Here is a 21432-nt window from a genome sequence, read left to right as displayed (position 1 = left end):
GAACCCACAGCGGCACCCTGAGCGGCCGATGCCCCGACGCAGCGCGGGACCGGGGCCCTCCGCGGACCGCCTACCCTGGAACGCATGACCAGCAGCAGCGACCGGAGCCCAGCGGTGGACGTTTCCTCATCCAAGACGTACGAAGTGCGCACCTACGGGTGCCAGATGAACGTCCACGACTCGGAGCGGTTGGCCGGGCTGCTAGAAGACGCCGGATACGTGCGCGCCCCGGAGGGCTCGGACGGGGACGCCGACGTCGTCGTCTTCAACACCTGCGCCGTGCGCGAGAACGCCGACAACCGGCTCTACGGCAACCTCGGCCGGCTCGCGCCGAAGAAGGCCTCGCGGCCCGGTATGCAGATCGCGGTCGGTGGCTGCCTCGCGCAGAAGGACCGGGACACCATCGTGAAGAAGGCGCCCTGGGTGGACGTCGTCTTCGGCACGCACAACATCGGCAAGCTCCCCGTCCTGCTGGATCGCGCGCGCGTGCAGGAGGAGGCGCAGGTCGAGATCGCCGAGTCGCTGGAGGCCTTCCCCTCCACCCTGCCGACCCGGCGCGAGAGCGCCTACGCGGCCTGGGTGTCGATCTCCGTCGGCTGCAACAACACCTGCACCTTCTGCATCGTGCCCGCCCTGCGCGGCAAGGAGAAGGACCGGCGGCCCGGCGACATCCTCGCCGAGGTCGAGGCCCTGGTCGCCGAGGGCGTCTCGGAGATCACCCTGCTCGGCCAGAACGTGAACGCCTACGGCTCCGACATCGGCGACCGCGAGGCCTTCAGCAAGCTGCTGCGCGCCTGCGGGCAGATCGACGGCCTGAAGCGCGTCCGCTTCACCTCCCCGCACCCGCGCGACTTCACGGACGACGTCATCGCCGCCATGGCCGAGACCCCCAATGTCATGCCGCAGTTGCACATGCCGCTGCAGTCCGGCTCGGACACCGTCCTGAAGGCGATGCGCCGCTCCTACCGGCAGGACCGTTACCTCGGGATCATCGAGAAGGTGCGGTCCGCCATCCCGCACGCCGCGATCACCACCGACATCATCGTCGGCTTCCCCGGTGAGACCGAGGAGGACTTCGAACAGACGCTCCATGTGGTGCGTGAGGCGCGGTTCGCCCAGGCGTTCACGTTCCAGTACTCAAAGCGGCCCGGCACTCCGGCCGCGACCATGGAGAACCAGATCCCCAAGGAGGTCGTCCAGGCGCGCTACGAGCGTCTCGTCGCCCTCCAGGAGGAGATCTCCTGGGAGGAGAACAAGAAGCAGGTCGGCCGCACTCTGGAGCTGATGGTCGCTGAGGGTGAGGGGCGCAAGGACGGGGCCACCCACCGGCTGTCCGGCCGCGCGGCGGACAACCGGCTCGTCCACTTCACCAAGCCGGAGCAGGAGGTGCGCCCCGGTGACGTGGTCACGGTCGAGGTGACGTACGCCGCCCCGCACCACCTCCTCGCCGAGGGCGCCGTCCTCGACGTGCGCCGCACGCGCGCGGGGGACGCGTGGGAGAAGCGCACCGCCGAGGCGGCGGCCAAGCCGGCGGGTGTCCTGCTCGGCCTGCCGAAGATCGGCGTCCCCGCGCCCCTGCCGGCCGTGACGAGCGGCTGCGGCTGCGACTGAGCCGTGAGGCTTCGGCGTGGTCCGCACCCTCCGCAGGGGGTAACACTCCGTAGCGTCCGGAGTGACCCGTCCCGAGTGACCCGTCCGGAGTTATCCACAGGGAGTAACACTCCGTCGTAGTCCGGAGCTACCCTGCGGATCATGCTTGTCGCCGCCGCTGTCTGCCCCTGCCCGCCGCTGCTCGTGCCCGAGGTCGCCACGGGCGCCGCACCCGAACTGGACGCCGCGCGCGCGGCGTGCTCGGACGCGCTCGGCGTGCTCGCCGCGGCCCGTCCCGACCTGCTCGTGGTCGTAGGCCCGGCGGAGCAGCCCGCGCGCGGGCCCCACCCGCAGGGCGCGCCGGGTTCCTTCCGGGGGTTCGGCGTCGACCTCGACGTACGGCTCGGCGCGGCCACGGACGTCGTTCCGGAGCGTGAGCTGCCGCCCTCGCTGGCCGTCGCCGCCTGGCTGCTGGAGCGGACCGGGTGGGCGGACGCGCCGATCGAGGGACTCGGCGTGGGGGAACCGCTCGCCCCGGAGCGGTGCGTCGAGGCCGGCCGGTCCCTCGCCGCCAGGGCCGCACGGGTCGCGCTGCTCGTGATGGGCGACGGCAGCGCGTGCCGCACCGTGAAGGCGCCGGGCTACCTCGACGAGCGGGCGGCCCCCTTCGACGCCGAAGCCGCGCGGGCGCTGGGGGCGGCGGACCTGGCGGCCGTACGGGCACTGGACGCGGAGCTGGCGTACGAGCTGAAGGCCTCCGGACGCGCGCCCTGGCAGGTCCTGGCCGGCGCGGCCGAGGGCGCGGGCCTCGGCGGCGCGCTGCTGTACGACGACGCGCCCTACGGAGTGGGATACCTGGTCGCCAGCTGGTCCTGACGGTCCGGCCCGAAAGCCAGGCGCGCGGGAAGCCCCGAAAGCCCCACGCGCGGGAGGCACGGAACGGCGGACGGCCGCGGAGCCCTGGTGCTCCGTGGCCGTCCGCCGTTCCGCATGCCGTGCGCCGCTCAGGAGGTGGGCGGCGGGCCCTCCGGCGGGGTGGGGGTCGTGGGGTCGCCCGGCCCGGGTTCGTCCTTGTGGGCGAGCCGGTCCATCGCGTCCTTGGCCTTGCCCGTACCGGCGTGGATCCTGTCGCTGTACTTGCCCTTGGTCCGCTCGTCGACCGCCTTGGCGGCCTTGTCGAGCCCGTGCTGGACCTTGTCGCCGTGCTGGCGCGCGAGGTCCGACACCTTGTCCTTGGCCGGGACGAGCCTGGCCTTCATGTTGTCCAAGAGACCCATGGTCCACCTTCCCTCGCGGGACAGTTACGTGCGGGCGCCCTCGCCGGTCTCGTTGTCGGCGGCCTCCTCGGCGGACTGCTGCTTGGGGATCTCGGCGGCGTCGGCCGCGCCGGGCTCGACGGCCTCCGTCCGCGCCGTCCCGTCCTCACGCCCGTCCTCGGCCGGTTCCTCCGTCTCCGCCGCCTGAACCACGTCCTCCGCCCCGGCGGCCGCCGACTCCGCGACGGTCTCCGCCTCGGCGGCCGGGGCCTCCTCCGGTCCCTCCTCCGGTGCCTTCGACCTGCCGAAGAGCCGTGCAAAAACGCCCATATCAACTCCATACGGTACTCGTGCGGGCGAAATCCCGCGTTACGCGGTGCGTCCGGTTGCGCCGCCCGGGTCACCGCCTGGCGAAACCCGCAGACGGCACCTCGCCACGGGCAACGACCAGGAACGCGTCACGTCACGTAACTCGTTCGAGGCGGGGCCGGGAGGTTTGCGAGACTGGTGCGGTGAGCAGTGCACCCCCCGCCCCCCGCGTCATCGCCGTCGTCGGACCCACCGCGGCCGGAAAGTCCGATCTGGGCGTTTTCCTGGCCCAGCGGCTCGGCGGCGAGGTCGTCAACGCCGACTCCATGCAGCTCTACCGGGAGATGGACATCGGCACCGCCAAGCTGACGCCCCAGGAACGCGGAGGCATCCCGCACCACCTGCTGGACATCTGGGACGTGACGGTCACCGCCTCGGTCGCCGAGTACCAGAGGCTCGCCCGCGCCAGGATCGACGCACTGCTCGCCGAGGGCCGCTGGCCGATCCTGGTCGGCGGCTCCGGACTGTACGTCCGCGGCGCGGTCGACAACCTGGAGTTCCCCGGCACCGACCCCGAGGTCAGGGCCCGCCTGGAGGAGGAACTGGCGCTGCGCGGCTCCGGCGCGCTGCACGCCCGGCTGGCCGCCGCCGACCCCGACGCCGCGCGCGCGATCCTGCCCAGCAACGGCCGCCGCATCGTCCGGGCGCTCGAAGTGATCGAGATCACCGGCCGCCCCTTCACCGCCAACCTCCCCGGCCACGACTCCGTGTACGACACCGTCCAGATCGGCGTCGACGTGGCCCGGCCGGAACTCGACGAGCGCATCGCCCTGCGGGTCGACCGGATGTGGGAGGCGGGGCTGGTGGACGAGGTACGCGCCCTGGAGGCGCGCGGGCTGCGGGAGGGCCGTACGGCGTCGCGCGCGCTGGGCTACCAGCAGGTGCTCGCGGCGCTCGCCGGGGAGTGCAGCGAAGAGGAAGCGCGGGCCGAGACCGTACGCGCCACCAAGCGCTTCGCGCGCCGTCAGGATTCATGGTTCAGGCGCGACCCCCGGGTGCACTGGCTGAGTGGGGCGGCCGCCCACCGCGGGGAACTTCCGCGGCTGGCATTGTCGTTGCTCGAACGACCGGTCACAGCCTGATCACGTCATGGCATCGGGATGCGCCGCCGGTCATCGCCGCCTTCGGTGCCGTGCCATCATCGAGCTTCGATCGACCAAGTGGAGTCCTAGTTGGGAGGGCGCGTGGCGATGGAGGCCGGCCCTCGTGACACCGCACCAAGTGCCGAAGACATCGGCACCGGCGACGGCGAACCGGAACAGAACGGTGACCGTCTGGCCGACGACGGCCCCGAGGAGACGCCCGACGGCGTGACCGACGACGGTCCCGAGCCCGAGGAGATGTACGCGGGCGGACCGGAGGTCGAGGTCGAGCTGCGTCCACAGCGTCGACTGCGCATCTGGCAGCTCGCGCCGATCGTGGGCCTGGCGGCCGTCGGCTCCCTGATGTTCGCCTTCCCGCTCGCCTTCGACGGCGACAGCGGTGCGGTGATCGCCATGCTCGGCCTGCTGATCTGCTCCTGCGCCGCGGGCTGGGGCATGATGGCGGCCCGCCGCGTCGGCTACAGCCTCCCCGGCCTCCCCGCCCGCGGCTCCGGCCGCCGCCCCGACTGGCGCGTCATCCTCACCTACGTCCTCCTCGTGGCCCTCGCAGCCACCCTCGCAGTCTGGCGAGTAGCCCGCCTCCGCTGACCGGCCCCGCCCTGGAAACGCCCCGCACGCAGGCGCCTCGCACTGAAACGCCCCCCACTGCAGTGCCCCAAAGGGGCGTGGGGAACTGCGCGACAAGCCACGACGGACGCTCACCGAAATCTCCGAGCCTCAGCCACCTCAAACACCTCCCCGGCGCCCCGTCCCTCGGCCAACCCGAGCGGAGCGACCCCGTACGATCGAGGCATGAGCACCCGCATCCCCTTCCTCAAGGGGCACGGCACCGAGAACGACTTCGTGATCGTTCCGGACCCCGAGAACGCCCTCGACCTGACCCCCGCCGCCGTCGCCGCCCTGTGCGACCGCCGCGCCGGTGTCGGCGGCGACGGGGTGCTGCACGTCGTGCGGTCCGCTGCCCACCCGGAGGCCGCGGGGATGGCGGCCGAGGCGGAGTGGTTCATGGACTACCGCAACGGCGACGGCTCGGTCGCGGAGATGTGCGGCAACGGCGTACGCGTGTTCGCGCGCTACCTCCAGCGCGCGGGGCACGCCGCGGAGGGAGACCTCGCGATCGCCACGCGCGGGGGCGTGAAGACCGTGCACATCGCCAAGGACGGTGACATCACCGTCGGCATGGGCCGCGCCCGCCTCCCCGAAGGGGACGTCACGGTGCGTGTCGGAGAGCGCAGCTGGCCCGCCCGCAACGTGAACATGGGCAACCCGCACGCGGTCGCCTTCGTCGAGGACCTCGCGCACGCCGGTGACCTGCTCTCCCCGCCACCCTTCAGCCCGGCCGGCGCCTACCCGGACGGAGTGAACGTCGAGTTCGTCGTGGACCGCGGCCCCCGCCACGTCGCCCTGCGCGTGCACGAGCGAGGCTCCGGCGAGACCCGCTCGTGCGGCACGGGCGCGTGCGCCGTCGCCGTGGCCGCCGCCCGCCGTGACGGCGCCGACCCCGCGACGACCGGCACCCCGGCGACGTACACCGTGGACGTGCCCGGCGGACGGCTCGTCATCACCGAACGCCCGGACGGCGAGGTCGAGATGACCGGTCCCGCCGTGATCGTCGCCGAGGGCGAGATCGACGCAGAGTGGCTCGCGGGCGTACTGCGCTGACCGAAAGTCCTGCCGATCGCAGGGCACATGGCGCACATCCCAAACCTCCTGACCGTCGCTCGAATGGGTGATCCGTTTCACGCTCGGCGAGAGGCGGTCGGTCGGGCGTGGTGGGCTCGGTAGCATCAAGCACCGGCACGGACGGGGGAGACGTCGCCATCCCTGAGCCGCGCACGCCCTCGGGGCCCCGTCCGCCGGTCCACGAGCCGGAGGTGCCCATGAGTGCGGAGGCCACGAACCCTGCGAATCCCGGCCCGGTGGCGCCCGCGCCGTCCGCGGTGCCGACCGCGGCCCGCAGGAAGTCCCGGCCCCGGATCGACTTGCGCCGGCTGGGCCGGGCCGCGCTGCTCGGGCCCACCGCCCGCACCAGACTGCCCGACGCCATCAGCCACGTCGTCGAGGCCCACCGCGCCCACCACTCCGACGCCGACCTCGAACCCCTGCGCCGCGCCTACGTTCTGGCCGAGTCCTCGCACCGCGGCCAGATGCGCAAGAGCGGTGAGCCGTACATCACGCACCCGCTCGCCGTGACCCTGATCCTCGCCGAACTGGGCGCCGAGACCACCACCTTGACGGCCTCCCTGCTCCACGACACCGTCGAGGACACCGACGTGACGCTGGATCAGGTACGGGAACAATTCGGCGAGGAGGTCCGTTATCTCGTCGACGGTGTGACGAAACTCGAGAAGGTCGACTACGGAGCCGCCGCCGAACCGGAGACCTTCCGCAAGATGCTCGTCGCCACCGGCAACGACGTGCGCGTGATGTCGATCAAGCTCGCCGACCGCCTCCACAACATGCGCACCCTCGGCGTGATGCGCCCGGAGAAGCAGGCGCGGATCGCCAAGGTCACCCGGGACGTCCTCATCCCGCTCGCCGAACGCCTGGGCGTGCAGGCCCTGAAGACCGAACTGGAAGACCTGGTCTTCGCCATCCTGCACCCCGAGGAGTACGCGCACACGAGAGAACTGATCGCCGAGAACACCGCCCGGACCGACGACCCCCTCGCGGAGATCGCCGACGACGTGCGCGGAGTGCTGAGGGACGCCGGCATCCAGGCCGAGGTGCTCATCCGCCCCCGCCACTTCGTCTCCGTCCACCGCGTGGCCCGCAAACGGGGCCAGTTGCGCGGCGCCGACCTCGGTCGCCTACTGGTGCTCGTGAACGAGGACGCCGACTGCTACGGCGTGCTGGGCGAGCTGCACACCTGCATGACGCCGGTCGTCTCGGAGTTCAAGGACTTCATCGCCGTACCCAAGTTCAACCTGTACCAGTCGCTGCACACCGCCGTCGCCCGCGCGGACGGGCAGGTCGCCGAAGTCCTTATCCGCACGCACCAGATGCACAAGGTCGCCGAGGCGGGCGTCGTCGCCCTCGGCAACCCGTACGCCCCCGGGGCGGACGACCCCGCCGACGGCGAGCGCGCCGACCCCACCCGCCCCGGCTGGCTCTCCCGCCTCCTCGACTGGCAGGAGGCGGCGCCCGATCCCGACACCTTCTGGTCCACCCTGCGCGAGGACCTGGCTCAGGACCGCGAGATCACCGTTTTCCGGCCCGACGGCGGCACCCTCGGCCTGCCCGAGGGCGCCACCTGCGTGGACGCCGCGTACGCGCAGTACGGCGAGGACGCGCACGCGTGCGTCGGGGCGGGCGTCAACGGCCGCCTGGCCACCCTCAGCACCGTCCTGCGCGACGGCGACACCGTCCAGCTCATCATGGGCCAAGACCCGGCCTCGGAACCCTCCCGCGAGTGGCTGGAGCACGCCCACACCCCGGCCGCCCGCATCGCCATCCAGCGCTGGCTCGCCGCGCACCCGGCGGGAGCGGAGGAACCGGAGACCCGCACGGACACCGACACCGGGACCCGTCGCGCCGGCGCGCACACCGGCGCGCACGGCGGCGCGGGCGCCCCGGCGGTACGCCCGTCCACCAGTGTTCCCGCGGGCCGCCCCCGCGGCGCCGACGTCCTCGTCGACCCTCCCGGAGCCGTTGTACGGCTTGCCGGGTGCTGTACGCCCGTACCGCCCGACGAGATCACCGGCTTCGCCGTCCGCGGGGGAGTGGTGACCGTGCACCGCGTGCAGTGCGCGGCAGTGGCGCACATGACGAGCCGGGGGCGCGCACAGGTCGGTGTGCGCTGGGGGGAGACGACCGCATGCCGGGTCACCCTCGTCGCTGAATCGTTCGGCCGCCCCCATCTGCTCGCCGACCTCACCGAGGCGATGGCCCTGGAAGGCGCCGAGATCGTCTCCGCCACGGTCGAGCCGCCGACCGAGCAGCGGGTCCGCCACACCTACACGCTTCAGCTCCCCGACGCGGCCCACCTGCCCGCCCTCATGCGCGCGATGCGCGACGTCCCCGGCGTGTACGACGTGAGCCGCGCCCAGCACCAGGCACCGGCCTCCTGAACCACGCCCGGCACCAGGCCCCGGTTTCCTGAGCGACGCCCGGCACCAGGCACCGGTTTCCTGAGCGACACCGGCCCGCCGCACGTCAGCGCCCCGCGCCGGCTCGACGAGTGCCGGCCGACGGGCCCTGCGGAAGACGGCGTCCCGGAGCTACCCGTTCGGGTGGGACGAGCGCGCGTCGCCCACGTGGCGGCCGCGCGCGCTGGTAGCGGTGGTCCATGCCGCTCACCCCCCGCCTGCGCATGAGCCTCGCGTCCTTCCGGCACCGGACCAGCCGGCACCGCAAGACGGCTCTGCTCGCCTCCGCCATCTCCGTCTGCGTCCTCGCCGCCGGCGCCCCCGCCGCGCCCCTGGGCATCGGCGACCGGCTCTTCCCGTACCTGGGCAACCCGGGATACGACGTGGCGTCGTACGACCTCTCCTTCACCTATCCCGGCACCAACGACAAGCCGCTCCAGGCCGTCACCACCATCAACGCCCGGACGACCACCGACCTGGACAGCCTCAACCTCGACTTCGCTCACGGCACCGTCGAGTCCGTCGACGTCGACGGACACCCGGCGAACTTCACCAGCGCGGGCGAGGACCTCGTCGTCACGCCGGAGGACCCGCTGCCGCTCGGCAGCTGGACCACGATCACCGTGAAGCACACCAGCGACCCCCGACCCGCCAAGGGCGAGGACGGCGGCTGGGTGCGCACCTCCGACGGCCTCGCCATGGCCAACCAGGCCGACGCCGCCCACCTGGTCTTCCCGTGCAACGACCACCCGTCCGACAAGGCGATGTTCACCTTCCACATCACCGCCCCCAACGGCTACACCGTCGTCGCGAACGGGCTCCCGGCGGGCGCCGACCGGACCGGCGGCTCCACCACCTGGACCTACCGCAGCGGGCACCCCATGGCGACCGAACTGGCCCAGGTGTCCATCGGCCACTCCGCCGTACCGCACCGCGAAGGACCCCACGGGCTGCCCGTACGGGACGTCGTCCCCAGCGCCGACCGCAAGGCCCTGGAACCCTGGCTGGCCAAGACGCCCGACCAGATCGCCTGGATGGAGAGCAAGGTCGGCCCCTTCCCGTTCGAGACGTACGGCCTGATCATGGCCCAGGCGTCCACCGGGTTCGAACTGGAGACGCAGACGCTGTCCCTGTTCGAGAAGAACCTGTTCACCGACCCCGCCTACCCCAAGTGGTACGTCGAGTCGATCATGGTGCACGAGCTGTCCCACCAGTGGTTCGGCGACAGCGTCAGCCCCCGCACCTGGTCCGACGTGTGGCTGAACGAGGGACACGCGACCTGGTACGAGGCCCTGTACGCCGAGGAGAAGGCGCACCACCCGATGGAGGCCCGCATGAAGGCCGCCTACAGCGCCTCCGACGGCTGGCGCGCCGCCGGCGGTCCGCCCGCCCGGCCCAAGCCGCCCGCGCCCGGCCAGAAGATCGGCATCTTCCGGTCGAACGTCTACGACGGCGCGGCGCTCGCCCTCTACGCCCTGCGGCAGGAGATCGGCCGGCCCGCCTTCGAGCGCCTGGAGAAGGCCTGGGTCCAGGAGTACCGGGACTCCACCGCCGGCACCTCGGACTACGTCCGCCTCGCCTCGTCCATCGCCGGCCGCGACCTGACCGGCTTCTTCCAGGCCTGGCTGTACGGAGCGAAGACGCCGCCGATGCCCGGCCACCCGGACTGGAAGTCGGACCCGCCGGCCAAGGCGGCGAAGCGCGGGACAACGCGATGACCGTAGGTCCCCGGTGACCGCGCGATAACACGATGACGGGACGGGACGTGCCGTGCGACCATCGTCGGGTTGGGCGGCACGGGATGCGGGAATCTTCCTGGGTACCCGTGCGTTGTCCCTCCTGAGCGGGGGCTCTCAGGACCGGCGCGGTGACGCGCCGCGACGAATCCCGACGGCCCCACGCGCACCGGTATTCCCATCGACGTAAGGATCCAATGACCTCCTCTTCTTCCCCTTCCCAGGACACCAAGCGCCTCGCGCACAGCCACCCCGAGGGTCTCCGGGCCGATGCCCTGATGGAAGAGGACGTCGCCTGGAGCTACGAGATCGACGGCGAGCGGGACGGCGACCAGTTCGACCGCTCCGAGCGTGCGGCGCTGCGCCGCGTGGCGGGGCTCTCCACCGAGCTGGAGGACGTCACCGAGGTCGAGTACCGGCAGCTCCGCCTGGAGCGGGTCGTGCTCGTCGGCGTGTGGACCACCGGCACCGCGCAGGACGCCGAGAACTCCCTCGCGGAGCTGGCCGCCCTCGCGGAGACCGCGGGCGCGCTCGTCCTCGACGGCGTCATCCAGCGCCGCGACAAGCCCGACGCGGCCACCTACATCGGCTCCGGCAAGGCCGAGGAACTGCGCGGCGTCGTCCTGGAGACGGGCGCGGACACCGTCATCTGCGACGGTGAGCTGAGCCCCGGCCAGCTGATCCACCTCGAAGACGTCGTCAAGGTCAAGGTCATCGACCGTACGGCCCTGATCCTCGACATCTTCGCCCAGCACGCCAAGTCCCGAGAGGGCAAGGCGCAGGTCGCGCTCGCGCAGATGCAGTACATGCTGCCGAGGCTGCGCGGCTGGGGTCAGTCGCTGTCCCGGCAGATGGGCGGCGGCAAGGGCGGCGGCCTCGCCACCCGTGGTCCCGGTGAGACCAAGATCGAGACCGACCGGCGGCGGATCCGCGAGAAGATGGCGAAGATGCGCCGGGAGATCGCGGAGATGAAGACCGGCCGTGACCTCAAGCGCCAGGAGCGCCGGCGCAACAAGGTGCCTTCCGTCGCCATCGCGGGCTACACCAACGCCGGCAAGTCCTCCCTGCTGAACCGGCTCACGGGCGCCGGCGTCCTCGTCGAGAACGCGCTGTTCGCGACCCTGGACCCGACCGTCCGCCGGGCGGAGACCCCGACGGGCCGGGCCTACACACTGGCCGACACCGTCGGCTTCGTCCGGCACCTGCCACACCACCTGGTCGAGGCGTTCCGCTCCACCATGGAGGAGGTCGGCGACTCCGACCTCATCCTGCACGTGGTGGACGGCTCGCACCCGAACCCGGAGGAGCAGCTCGCCGCGGTGCGCGAGGTGATCCGGGACGTCGGCGCCACCGACGTGCCGGAGATCGTCGTGATCAACAAGGCGGACGCGGCCGACCCGCTGGTCCTGCAGCGGCTGATGCGGATCGAGAAGCGTTCCATCGCCGTCTCGGCCCGCAGCGGCCGGGGCCTCGACGAGCTGCGCGCGCTGATCGACGACGAGCTGCCCCGGCCGGCCGTCGAGATCGAGGCGCTCGTGCCGTACACGCAGGGCAAGCTGGTCGCCCGCGCCCACGCCGAGGGCGAGGTGATCTCCGAGGAGCACACCGCGGAGGGCACCCTGCTCAAGGTACGGGTGCACGCGGAACTCGCTTCGGACCTGGCGCCGTACGCGCCGGCGCCCGCGGCCTGACACCGGCCCGGCCGGCGTCTGAACGACCCGGCCGAACGAACGCAAGGCGAAGGCCCGCCGTCCCCTGGAGGACGGCGGGCCTTCGCGCGTACGTTGCCCCGGTCGCCGGTCGCCGGTCGCCGGTCGCCGGTCGCCGGTCGCCGGTCGCCGGTCGCCGGTCCCGGGGCGCGGGGGCGCCGCCGTTCAGCGGCCTCCGTACGTCCTGCTCATGTTCTGGTAGAGCCCCTCGGCCTCCGTGCCCAGCTGCGGGCCCGCCAGCCAGGTGTTGTCCAGCGGGCCGATCGACGTGTTCGACACCAGGACCGTCTTGCCGTTGAGCACCCGGAACCAGCCGCCGCCGGAGGAGCCGCCGGTCATCGTGCAGCCGATCCGGTACATCGTCGGCAGAGACGGGCTCAGCGACAGCCGGCCGGGCCGGTCCAGGCACTTGAACATCTTCAGCCCGCTGTACGGCGGCGCCGCCGGGTAGCCCCAGGCACCCATGCTGCCGATCTCGGTCGCGGACGGCGCCGAGAAGTCGACGTCGAGGGCCGCGCCGACCGTCTCCTCCAGCGACTTCGAACCAGATTCCGGCTTCACGTCCAGCACCGCGTAGTCGTACGCCGCACCCGCGCCGCCCGATTCCGAGCCACCGCGGATCCACTGGTTCGAGGTGGAGGCCCAGTCCGCCCACCAGGTCCCGTACGGGGCGACCTGCGAGGCCGTCGCATGGGCCAGTTGGGAGGCGGACTCGCCGAGGTCGTTGTACGACGGCACGAACGCGATGTTGCGGTACCAGCCGCCGCTCCCGCCGGCGTGCACGCAGTGACCCGCCGTCCACACCAGGTTGGACTTGCCCGGATGGTTGACGTCCTTGATCACGGTCCCGGAACAGACCATCGGCCCCTTGGGGGAGTCGAAGAACACCTTCCCCACCGGAGCGGCGTGCCGGTGGTACGGCGTCTTCTCCGCCGCGGCCGGCACGGGCCGGGGTTCCGGATCACTGACGCCCTGGTCGGCGGAGGCGTCCTTCGTCGAGACCGTCTTGTTCGCCTCCTGCGCGGACTTCATCCGCTCGGGCTTCCACAGCCCGTCGATCACCGGGTTGACGAAGTCCTGGGCCGCGCTGAGCCACTTGTCCTTGTCCCAGTTCTTCCAGCCGCCGTGCTGCCACTGGTCGACGTCGATGCCGTGCTTCTTCAGCTTGTCCGTGATGTCCGCCGGAATCCGGGCCTTGCCGCCGGCGTCGGCGGCCCGGGAGGCGCCTGCGCCCGCCCCGGCGCCCGCCTGGTCGCTCGCCTTGTCACCGCCCGAGCCGCCGCAGGCGGTGGCGGTGAGTGCCAGGGCGGCGACCAGGCCGGTCGCGGCGAGGACGGCGCGGCCGCGCCGGGACCGGCGTGCCGAGGACATACGTGTGGAACGCATGGTGCGATGACCCCCGTTGAAGCGTGTGATGAGACCCCACTATGCCCGTGGGATCGGGGACGAACGGCGGCGAGCCGGTGAAGGTTCCTGTCAGACGCCTCGCCGCCGCCCATGACCCCGCTGATCCGCGGCCGGACCCTAACGGCCGGCGAACTTCTTGCTGACCGTCTGGTACACGCCCTTGGCCACGTCACCCAGGCGGGGACCCGCCAGCCAGCCCGAAGTCACCGGACCGATCGACGTGTTGGACACCAGCGCCGGCTTCCCGTCCGGGCCCGTCTCCACCCAGCCGCCACCGGAGGAGCCGCCGGTCATCGTGCAGCCGATGCGGTACATCGTCGGGTCGGACTTCTTGAGCGACAGCCGGCCCGGCTTGTCCTGGCACTGGTACAGCAGCTGCCCGTCGTACGGCGGCGCCGCCGGGTATCCCGACGCCGTCATCTTCCGCACCTTCGGCACCGCCGGCGCGTTGAAGTTCACCGGCAGCGCACCGCCGACGGTCTCCTCCAGCGACTTGCCGCCGCTGCCCTGCTCCGGCGTCACATGGATGACGGCGAAGTCGTACGGGGCGCCCTGGCCGCCGGTCTCACCGCCCTGGTCGATCCACTGCTGGGACGTCATCGCCCCGTCCGCCCACCACACGCCGTACGGTGCGACCTCGGACTTGGTGGCACCCTGCAGCTGCGCCGCCGACTTGGCCCCGTTGTTGTACGAGGGCACGAAGGCGATGTTGCGGTACCAGCCGCCCTTCTTGCCGGCGTGCACGCAGTGGCCCGCCGTCCAAATCAGGTTGGACTTGCCCGGGTGCGCCGGGTCCTCCACGACCGTCGCCGAGCAGACCATCGTGCCCTCGGGGGAGTCGAAGAACACCTTGCCCGACGTGGCCGCGTTGGTGTGGTACGGCGGCCGGACCGCCTGGGCCTGCACCGGAGCCGGCGTCGGGTCCGTCACGCCCTGGTCGCCGGAGATGTCGTTGTCGTCGACCTTCTTGTCCGGGTCGTTGGCGTGCCGCATCCGGTCCGGGTCCCACAGGCCCTTGATGATCGGGTTGATGAAGTCGTTGGCCTCACGCAGCCAGTCGTCCTTGTCCCAGTTCTTCCAGGCTCCGTGCTTCCACTTGTCGATGTCGATCCCGTGCTCTTTGAGCTTCTGCCGGATGTCGTCCGGGATCTTGATCTTTCCGTCACCGGTGCCGGCCGCGGTCGCGGTGGCGGCCGGGTCACCGCCGGCGTTGTCATTGCCACCGTCGCCGTTGCAGGCGGTGGCGGTCAGTGCCAGGGTCGAGGCGAGGGCGACTGCCGCCAGCACGGGGGAGGTTCTGCGGGACGCACCCCTCTCCCGGCGTACGGCGAACGGCGGACGTATGGATCGCATGCTGATGACTCCCCCTGGAATAAAGGAACTCGGTGCTGAAGCCATGACATCGGCGGCGAACTCATGAGGAGTTCACGCCGGTCTCACGACCATCTGGGAACGGCATCACACACTATGCGCTCGCTGTGGGGGACTTCCGACGGAACGGCAACGGTTCCGTCACGGCAAGGATCTTGAGGCAACCCGTAACCGGGCGGGCGGCGCGCGGTTGGTAGGGGTGGGGCGCCTGCTGCCCGCGCGCGGGATCCCAGGCATCAACTCGCCTCTGGACAACGGGGTGACCGGGAAGGCAACAGCGGGGCCATTCATACCTGCCTCCCTCACACACCACCGCGGCGTCCGGTGCCGCCACCGACCCACGACCAGGCGACCGCGCCCCCGCACACCGCCCCAACCGAGCCCCCGAGGAGCCGTCTTGCCCGCCGCCCCGACACCCGACGGCCGTCCCCTCGCCTCCGCGGACGGGATGATCACCGCCGACGAGACCGCTCACGCGCCGGTTGCCGAGTCGGTCCTCCAGCAGAAGAAGCGGTCGCCGGAAGCGATGGGGCGGGGGCAGCGGGGACGCCCCGCCGCCGACCACCTCACCGGACTCACCGCCGGCCTCGTCACCGCCGGCCTCGTCACCGACCCGCTCGACGATCCCGATCCGCACAGGGCCGCCGAGGCCGCCGCCGTCGAGAACCTCCTCCGCTGCTGGACACGGGAGACCGACACCCCCGCGCCCGACGCCGGCAACCTGCACATCCCGCTGCCGGCCACCGGCACGTCCCTGACCGTGCCGGTGCACCACTGGTCCCCCACCGGCTGGCACCGCTTCGGGCCACCGCGTCTCGCCGGCACGCCCGAGTCGGCCCCGCCCGTCGACGCGGTCACCCTCGCCGCGCTGCTCGGCAGAGAGACGCCAGGCAGGGAGACGCCGGGCAGGGAGACACCAGGCAGCACCTCCTTCCCGTCAGTCCCCGCCGCCGATCTCGTCGCCGCTGTCGCCGACTCCGTTCGCCGCACCGCCACCTTCATCCGCGACCGGCGTGCCGACCCTGCCGACGGCCCCGACCTCTTCCTCGGCGCCGAGCAGTCACTCCTCCTCGGACACCCGCTGCACCCGGCCCCCAAGAGCCGGGACGGCCTGACCGAGACCGAGGCCCGCCTCTACTCACCGGAATCACACGGCTCCTTTCCCCTGCACTGGATGGCTGTCGCGCCCTCTCTGCTCGCGACCGACTCGGCCTGGACCGAGCGCGGCCGGCCCGTCACCGCGGCCCACCTCACCCAGCGGCTCGCCGGACCGGGACTGCCCCTCCCGGACGGCTGCACCGCACTGCCTCTGCACCCCTGGCAGGCCCGCGAGGTCCGGCACCGGGAGGTGACCGCCTCCCTCCTCGACTCCGGACTGCTCCGCGACCTCGGACCCTTCGGCCCCCACTGGCACCCCACCTCCTCCGTACGCACCGTCCACCGAACCGGCGCCCCTGCGATGCTGAAGCTGTCACTCGGCCTGCGGATCACCAACTCCCGCCGGGAGAACCTGCGCAAGGAACTCCACCGCGGGGTCGAGGTGCACCGCCTGCTCCGCGCCGGACTCAGCCGGCAGTGGCAGGCCGCCCACCCCTGCTTCGACATCGTCCGCGACCCCGCCTGGATCGCCGTCGACGACCCGGACGGCCGGCCCGTACCCGGACTCGACACGGTGATCCGGCACAACCCGTTCGCCGCGGCCGACGACGTCACCTGCGTCGCGGGGCTCGTCTCACCCCGGCCCCTCGCCGCAGAGGACGGCAACCCGTCCGCTCACCGGCACACTTCGCCGTGCCGGTCCCGTCTGGCCGGACTTGTCTCACGGCTCGCCGCACGCACCGGCCGTCCTGTCGAAACCGTCGCCGCGGAGTGGTTCCTCCGCTACCTCGAAAAGGTCGTCCGTCCCGTGCTGTGGCTGGACAGCGAGGCCGGCATCGCCCTTGAGGCCCACCAGCAGAACACGCTGCTCCTGCTGGACCGTGACGGCTGGCCCGGAGGTGGCCGCTACCGCGACAACCAGGGCTACTACTTCCGCGAGTCCCACCGGGCCACGCTCGACGCCCGTCTTCCCGGCATCGGTGAACGCAGCGACACCTTCGTCTCCGACGAGGTCACCGACGAACGGTTCACCTACTACCTCGCCATCAACAACGTGTTCGGTCTGATCGGCGCGTTCGGCTCGCAGCACCTCACTGACGAGCGACTGCTCCTCGCCGCGTTCCGCCGCTTCCTCACCGACCTCGCCTCGGGACCCGCCGCTCTGCGGACCTCCCTGCCTGGCCGCCTGCTCGACTCACCCGTCCTGCGCTGCAAGGCCAATCTGCTGACCCGGCTGCACGGTCTCGACGAACTCGTCGGCCCGGTCGACACCCAGTCCGTCTATGTCACCCTCACCAACCCCCTCCGTTCCTGAACGAACCTCCGCTGCCCCGAACAGGCCCTCACCACACAGCCCGTCCCTCCTTCACCTCTCTTCTTCGCCCGAGAGGAGCGCACCGTGCTTCCCACCGACGCGAGTGCCGGCACCCCTTCCGGCTCCGTCGCCCACCTCCACGCCGACCGCCTCCGTCCCCGAGAGGACAGCGAGGACACCCTGGACCTGCGCCTGCCCGACGAGTTCGTCGCGCTCTTCTCAGCGGACCGGCCCGCCCGTACCGACGACCTGCTCGACCACCTCCGCACCTGGGGGAGCGTCCCCACGCCCGTGGGCACCTTCCAGCTCGTGCCGGTACGCGTTGAACGGGACCTGCCTCTCATCCATGGCTGGATGAACGACCCCGCCGTCGCCGCGTTCTGGGAGCTGGCCGGGCCCCCGAACGAGACGGAGAAGCATGTGCGGGCGCAACTCGACGGTGACGGACGCAGCGTCCCCTGCCTCGGCGTGCTGGACGGCACACCCCTGAGCTACTGGGAGATCTACCGGGCCGACCTGGATCCGCTCACCCGCCACTACCCGGCCCGCCCCCACGACACGGGCATCCACCTCCTCATCGGGGACGCCGAGCACCGGGCCCGCCGACTGGGATCCGCCCTCCTGCGAGCCGTCGCCGACCAGATCCTGGACCGGCGCCCCGCCTGCGCACGCGTCGTAGCGGAACCCGATCTTCGCAACACCCCCTCCGTGGCCGCGTTCCTCAGCGCGGGATTCCGGTTCGACTCCGAGGTCGACCTGCCCGGCAAGCGGGCCGCCCTCATGGTCAGAGACCGCGTCCTGCGCCATGTCCTGTGCAACGTCTGGTGACGCTTCGCAATTGCGTCGTTACATGTAGTACGAGCGACGGATGGTGTCCGTTCCCGGATGCGCGAAAATTCTTCGGATTCCCTCCGACTCGCGCGTTCGAGTCCGCCCACACCGGCGCCCGCACTCCCCGTCCACCCCTGTCCGCCCTCCTCCCACCCGCAGGAGCCACCGGCCGTGTTCCCACCCCGCGACTCCGGCTCGACCGTCCGTTTGTCAGTGCAGGGCCGTAGGGTGGTCGGGCTATGACGAAGCCCTCCCTCTCCGAACTCCTGCATGCCGCCGTCGCAGCCGTCGGCGGCACGGAGCGCCCCGGCCAGGTGACCATGGCCGAAGCGGTCGCCGAGGCGATCGACGACGGATCTCACCTGCTGGTCCAGGCCGGCACCGGCACCGGAAAGTCGCTGGGCTACCTCGTGCCCGCGCTCGCGCACGGAGAGCGGGTGGTCGTCGCCACCGCCACCCTCGCCCTCCAGCGCCAGCTCGTGGAGCGAGACCTGCCGCGCACAGTCGACGCCCTGCACCCCCTGCTCCGCCGCCGCCCCGAGTTCGCCATGCTCAAGGGCCGGTCCAACTACCTGTGTCTGCACCGCCTGCACGAGGGCATGCCGCAGGACGAGGAGGAGGGCCTCTTCGACCAGTTCGAGGCCGCCGCTCCCACCAGCAAGCTCGGCCAGGACCTGCTCCGGCTGCGTGACTGGTCGGACGAGACCGAGACCGGCGACCGGGACGACCTCACACCGGGTGTCTCCGACCGCGCCTGGGCGCAGGTGTCGGTGTCCTCCCGTGAGTGCCTGGGCGCGTCCAAGTGCGCGTACGGCGCCGAATGCTTCGCCGAGCTGGCCCGGGAGCGGGCCAAGCTCGCCGAGGTCGTCGTCACCAACCACGCGCTGCTGGCCATCGACGCCATCGAGGGCGCGCCGGTGCTGCCGCAGCACGAGGTGCTGATCGTGGACGAGGCGCACGAACTGGTCTCCCGCGTCACCGGCGTCGCCACCGGAGAGCTCACGCCCGGCCAGGTCAACCGCGCGGTGCGGCGTGCGGCGAAGCTCGTCAACGAGAAGGCGGCGGACCAGCTGCAGACCGCGGGTGAGGGCTTCGAGCGGGTGATGGAACTGGCCCTCCCGGGCCGTCTGGAAGAGATCCCGGAGGACCTCGGCTATGCCCTGATGGCCTTGCGGGACGCCGCTCGCACGGTGATCTCCGCGATCGGCGCGACCCGCGACAAGTCGGTCCAGGACGAGGACGCCGTCCGTAAACAGGCGCTGGCCTCGGTCGAGTCGGTGCACGACGTGGCCGAGCGGGTCCTGAACGGCTCGGAGTGGGACGTCGTCTGGTACGAGCGGCACGACCGCTTCGGAGCGTCTCTGCGCGTCGCCCCGATGTCGGTCTCCGGGCTGCTCAGGGAGAAGCTGTTCACGGACCGGACCGTCGCCCTCACCTCGGCGACCCTGAAACTGGGCGGCGACTTCAACGGCGTGGGTGCCTCGCTCGGGCTAGGCCCCGAAGGCGCGACGGGCGAGGATCTGCCGCAGTGGAAGGGTGTCGACGTCGGCTCGCCCTTCGACTACCCGAAGCAGGGCATTCTGTACGTCGCCAAGCATCTCTCGCGGCCCGCCCGGGACGGCGACCGCGCGGACATGCTGGATGAGCTGACCGAGCTGATCCAGGCGGCAGGCGGCCGTACGCTCGGGCTGTTCTCGTCGATGCGGGCCGCTCAGCTCGCCGCCGAGGAGTTGCGCACACGCATCCCGGAGTTCCCGGTCCTGCTCCAGGGCGAGGAGACACTCGGTGAACTGATCAAGAACTTCGCCGCCGATCCCCGGACCTGTCTCTTCGGCACGCTGTCGCTGTGGCAGGGTGTGGACGTCCCCGGCTCCAGTTGCCAGCTGGTTGTCATGGACAAGATTCCGTTCCCGCGGCCCGACGACCCGCTGATGAGTGCCCGGCAGAAGGCGGTGGAGGACGCGGGAGGCAACGGTTTCATGGCCGTGGCCGCCACGCACGCGGCCCTGCTCATGGCCCAGGGCGCCGGCCGGCTCGTCCGCGCGTCGGGCGACCGCGGCGTCGTAGCCGTACTGGACCAGCGTCTGGCCACGGCCCGGTACGGGTCCTATCTGAAGGCCTCACTGCCCGACTTCTGGTACACCACGGACCGTAGCCAGGTGCGCAAGTCGCTGGCGGCGATCGACGCGCTGGCGAAGCAGGAGGAAGCCGAATAGAGCGGCGCTCCTGGGCGGTCACGCCGCCGCGGCAGCCTGACCGCCCAGGAGAAGCGGCCGGTCCCCGGGGTGAGAATCCTCCGGGGTGAAAAGCACAGGACCCCGGAACCGGCGCAGGGGTTCCGGGGCCCGGTCAGGGGGCGGCCCGTCTTCCGGGCCCGCCCGCCGCAGCCGTCACACGCGCCGCAGCACGGCGACGACCTTGCCCAGGATGGTCGCGTCGTCGCCAGGGATCGGCTCATAGGCCGCGTTGTGCGGGAGGAGCCACACGTGGCCGTCCTCGCGCTTGAACCGCTTCACGGTGGCCTCGCCCTCCAGCATGGCCGCCACGATGTCGCCGTTCTCAGCGACGGGCTGACGGCGGACGGTGACCCAGTCGCCGTCGCAGATCGCGGCCTCGATCATCGAGTCGCCGACCACCTTGAGGACGAAGAGTTCGCCGTCACCGACGAGCTGACGGGGGAGCGGGAAGACGTCCTCCACCGACTCCTCCGCCAGGATCGGGCCGCCGGCCGCGATCCGGCCGACCAGCGGCACATAGGACGCGGCGGGCTTGCCGGCCGTGTCGGTCGGCTGCACGGAGACGCTCTGGTCGGAGCCGCGCACCTCGTACGCGCGCGGCCGGTGCGGGTCCCGGCGCAGGAAGCCCTTGCGCTCCAGGGCCATCAGCTGGTGCGCCACGGAGGACGTGCTGGAGAGGCCGACGGCCTGGCCGATCTCCCGCATCGACGGCGGGTACCCCCGACGCTGCACGGAGTCCCTGATGACCTCGATCACCCGGCGCTGCCGGTCCGTGAGTCCGGAGCTGTCCGCCCGGATGCCTGGAGGTCGGCCCGGCAGGGAGCGCTTGTGCCCCTCCGGACTCGTGGCTTCGTTCATCGCATGCACCGGCTCGACCCGGCCCTGGGAGCGGTCCTGGGCAGTGATGGTGGCACTGTCTGCGGTGGTGGTCACGTCGGCCCCTCTCGATGGTCTCCCTGCTGCACAACGGTAGTTGCTTTCGAAAGGTTGCGCCAAACACACGTTCGAGTGAAAAACCGCGGTTCGCCTGGTGCGGTGATGTGTCTGGGTGTATAGCTGACGCGGCACCTGGCGGACGAAAGCGCCCATTGTTGTACTCTTCACCGCCAGGACGGTGACCTCGTGGGTCGCCGCCCCAGTCTGCCACCCGGAATCAGGTCAACCGGTCTCCGGGTCCCTTCTGCGCCGGAGTCGCACGCGTCCTCCGTCCGGCGCCCACGGTATCTCCGTAAGTGTCGCCGGGGTACGGTCGTGCGTCCGTGTGTTCGGACGCGCTCATGGGCGCGGCCCGTGACACCGCCCGGGCCTGCGCTCGGGCCGCG

General features: G+C 71.7%; 16 protein-coding genes. 11 read left to right on the top strand and 5 right to left on the bottom strand.

The genetic code is table 11. From position 1 onward, the window contains the following. The first annotated feature begins 84 nt into the window (after positions 1 to 84). Together miaB and DBP14_RS07120 are read left to right on the top strand one after the other, a co-directional pair. Complete coding sequence (gene miaB / locus DBP14_RS07125; protein ID WP_129306185.1) at positions 85 to 1611, top strand: tRNA (N6-isopentenyl adenosine(37)-C2)-methylthiotransferase MiaB; 1527 nt, start codon at positions 85 to 87, stop codon at positions 1609 to 1611. Positions 1612 to 1752: 141 nt separating this feature from the next. Continuing rightward, a complete protein-coding gene (locus tag DBP14_RS07120) occupies positions 1753 to 2466 on the top strand; it encodes a class III extradiol dioxygenase subunit B-like domain-containing protein (RefSeq protein WP_129306184.1) in 714 nt (237 codons plus the stop codon). A 128-nt stretch (positions 2467 to 2594) separates the two neighbouring features. Here DBP14_RS07120 and DBP14_RS07115 read toward each other — a convergent pair whose 3' ends face one another. Together DBP14_RS07115 and DBP14_RS36360 are read right to left on the bottom strand one after the other, a co-directional pair. After that, on the bottom strand, positions 2595 to 2867 hold the full coding sequence (locus DBP14_RS07115) for an antitoxin (RefSeq protein WP_129306183.1): 273 nt from the start codon (positions 2865 to 2867) through the stop codon (positions 2595 to 2597). A gap of 24 nt (positions 2868 to 2891) precedes the next feature. After that, on the bottom strand, positions 2892 to 3176 hold the full coding sequence (locus DBP14_RS36360; protein WP_206739220.1) for a hypothetical protein: 285 nt from the start codon (positions 3174 to 3176) through the stop codon (positions 2892 to 2894). A gap of 182 nt (positions 3177 to 3358) precedes the next feature. Between DBP14_RS36360 and miaA the strand changes: the two genes are divergently transcribed. From miaA to hflX, 6 genes are all read left to right on the top strand, one after another. Beyond that, positions 3359 to 4297, top strand: coding sequence for a tRNA (adenosine(37)-N6)-dimethylallyltransferase MiaA (gene miaA, locus DBP14_RS07100; RefSeq protein ID WP_129306182.1), 939 nt, complete (start codon positions 3359 to 3361; stop codon positions 4295 to 4297). A gap of 108 nt (positions 4298 to 4405) precedes the next feature. Then, positions 4406 to 4906 (top strand): hypothetical protein, encoded by a 501-nt coding sequence (locus DBP14_RS07095; RefSeq protein ID WP_129311731.1) that lies wholly within the window; start codon positions 4406 to 4408, stop codon positions 4904 to 4906. Positions 4907 to 5110: 204 nt separating this feature from the next. Beyond that, positions 5111 to 5980 carry a diaminopimelate epimerase gene (dapF, locus tag DBP14_RS07090; RefSeq protein WP_129306181.1) on the top strand — a complete coding sequence of 290 codons (870 nt, stop codon included), beginning with the start codon at positions 5111 to 5113 and terminating at the stop codon, positions 5978 to 5980. A gap of 218 nt (positions 5981 to 6198) precedes the next feature. Continuing rightward, positions 6199 to 8388, top strand: coding sequence for an HD domain-containing protein (locus tag DBP14_RS07085; protein ID WP_129306180.1), 2190 nt, complete (start codon positions 6199 to 6201; stop codon positions 8386 to 8388). A 242-nt stretch (positions 8389 to 8630) separates the two neighbouring features. Continuing rightward, positions 8631 to 10124 carry a M1 family metallopeptidase gene (locus DBP14_RS07080; RefSeq protein ID WP_241741192.1) on the top strand — a complete coding sequence of 498 codons (1494 nt, stop codon included), beginning with the start codon at positions 8631 to 8633 and terminating at the stop codon, positions 10122 to 10124. 215 nt (positions 10125 to 10339) lie between these two features. Then, a complete protein-coding gene (gene hflX, locus DBP14_RS07075) occupies positions 10340 to 11833 on the top strand; it encodes a GTPase HflX (RefSeq protein ID WP_129306178.1) in 1494 nt (497 codons plus the stop codon). Between the two features lie 183 nt (positions 11834 to 12016). Here the strand turns inward: hflX and DBP14_RS07065 are convergent, their stop codons facing one another. Then, positions 12017 to 13237, bottom strand: coding sequence for a hypothetical protein (locus DBP14_RS07065; RefSeq protein WP_129306177.1), 1221 nt, complete (start codon positions 13235 to 13237; stop codon positions 12017 to 12019). A 138-nt stretch (positions 13238 to 13375) separates the two neighbouring features. Then, on the bottom strand, positions 13376 to 14611 hold the full coding sequence (locus tag DBP14_RS07060) for a hypothetical protein (RefSeq protein WP_129306176.1): 1236 nt from the start codon (positions 14609 to 14611) through the stop codon (positions 13376 to 13378). A gap of 466 nt (positions 14612 to 15077) precedes the next feature. Between DBP14_RS07060 and DBP14_RS07055 the strand changes: the two genes are divergently transcribed. The 3 genes from DBP14_RS07055 (at position 15078) to DBP14_RS07045 (ending at position 20089) form a co-directional block, all read left to right on the top strand. Beyond that, positions 15078 to 17042, top strand: a complete 1965-nt coding sequence (locus tag DBP14_RS07055; RefSeq protein WP_129311730.1) for an IucA/IucC family protein — start codon at positions 15078 to 15080, stop codon at positions 17040 to 17042. Positions 17043 to 17228: 186 nt separating this feature from the next. Continuing rightward, positions 17229 to 17870 (top strand): GNAT family N-acetyltransferase, encoded by a 642-nt coding sequence (locus tag DBP14_RS07050; protein WP_241741190.1) that lies wholly within the window; start codon positions 17229 to 17231, stop codon positions 17868 to 17870. Between the two features lie 242 nt (positions 17871 to 18112). Continuing rightward, a complete protein-coding gene (locus DBP14_RS07045) occupies positions 18113 to 20089 on the top strand; it encodes an ATP-dependent DNA helicase (RefSeq protein WP_129306174.1) in 1977 nt (658 codons plus the stop codon). A 174-nt stretch (positions 20090 to 20263) separates the two neighbouring features. On the opposite strand, the gene lexA is transcribed toward DBP14_RS07045, so the two are convergent. Further along, a complete protein-coding gene (gene lexA / locus DBP14_RS07040) occupies positions 20264 to 21043 on the bottom strand; it encodes a transcriptional repressor LexA (RefSeq protein ID WP_129306173.1) in 780 nt (259 codons plus the stop codon). Between the last annotated feature and the right edge of the window lie 389 nt (positions 21044 to 21432).

The sequence above is a fragment of the Streptomyces sp. L2 genome (genome assembly GCF_004124325.1).
Taxonomy (GTDB): Bacteria; Actinomycetota; Actinomycetes; order Streptomycetales; family Streptomycetaceae; genus Streptomyces.
This window is presented reverse-complemented; position numbering and strand designations above follow the sequence as displayed.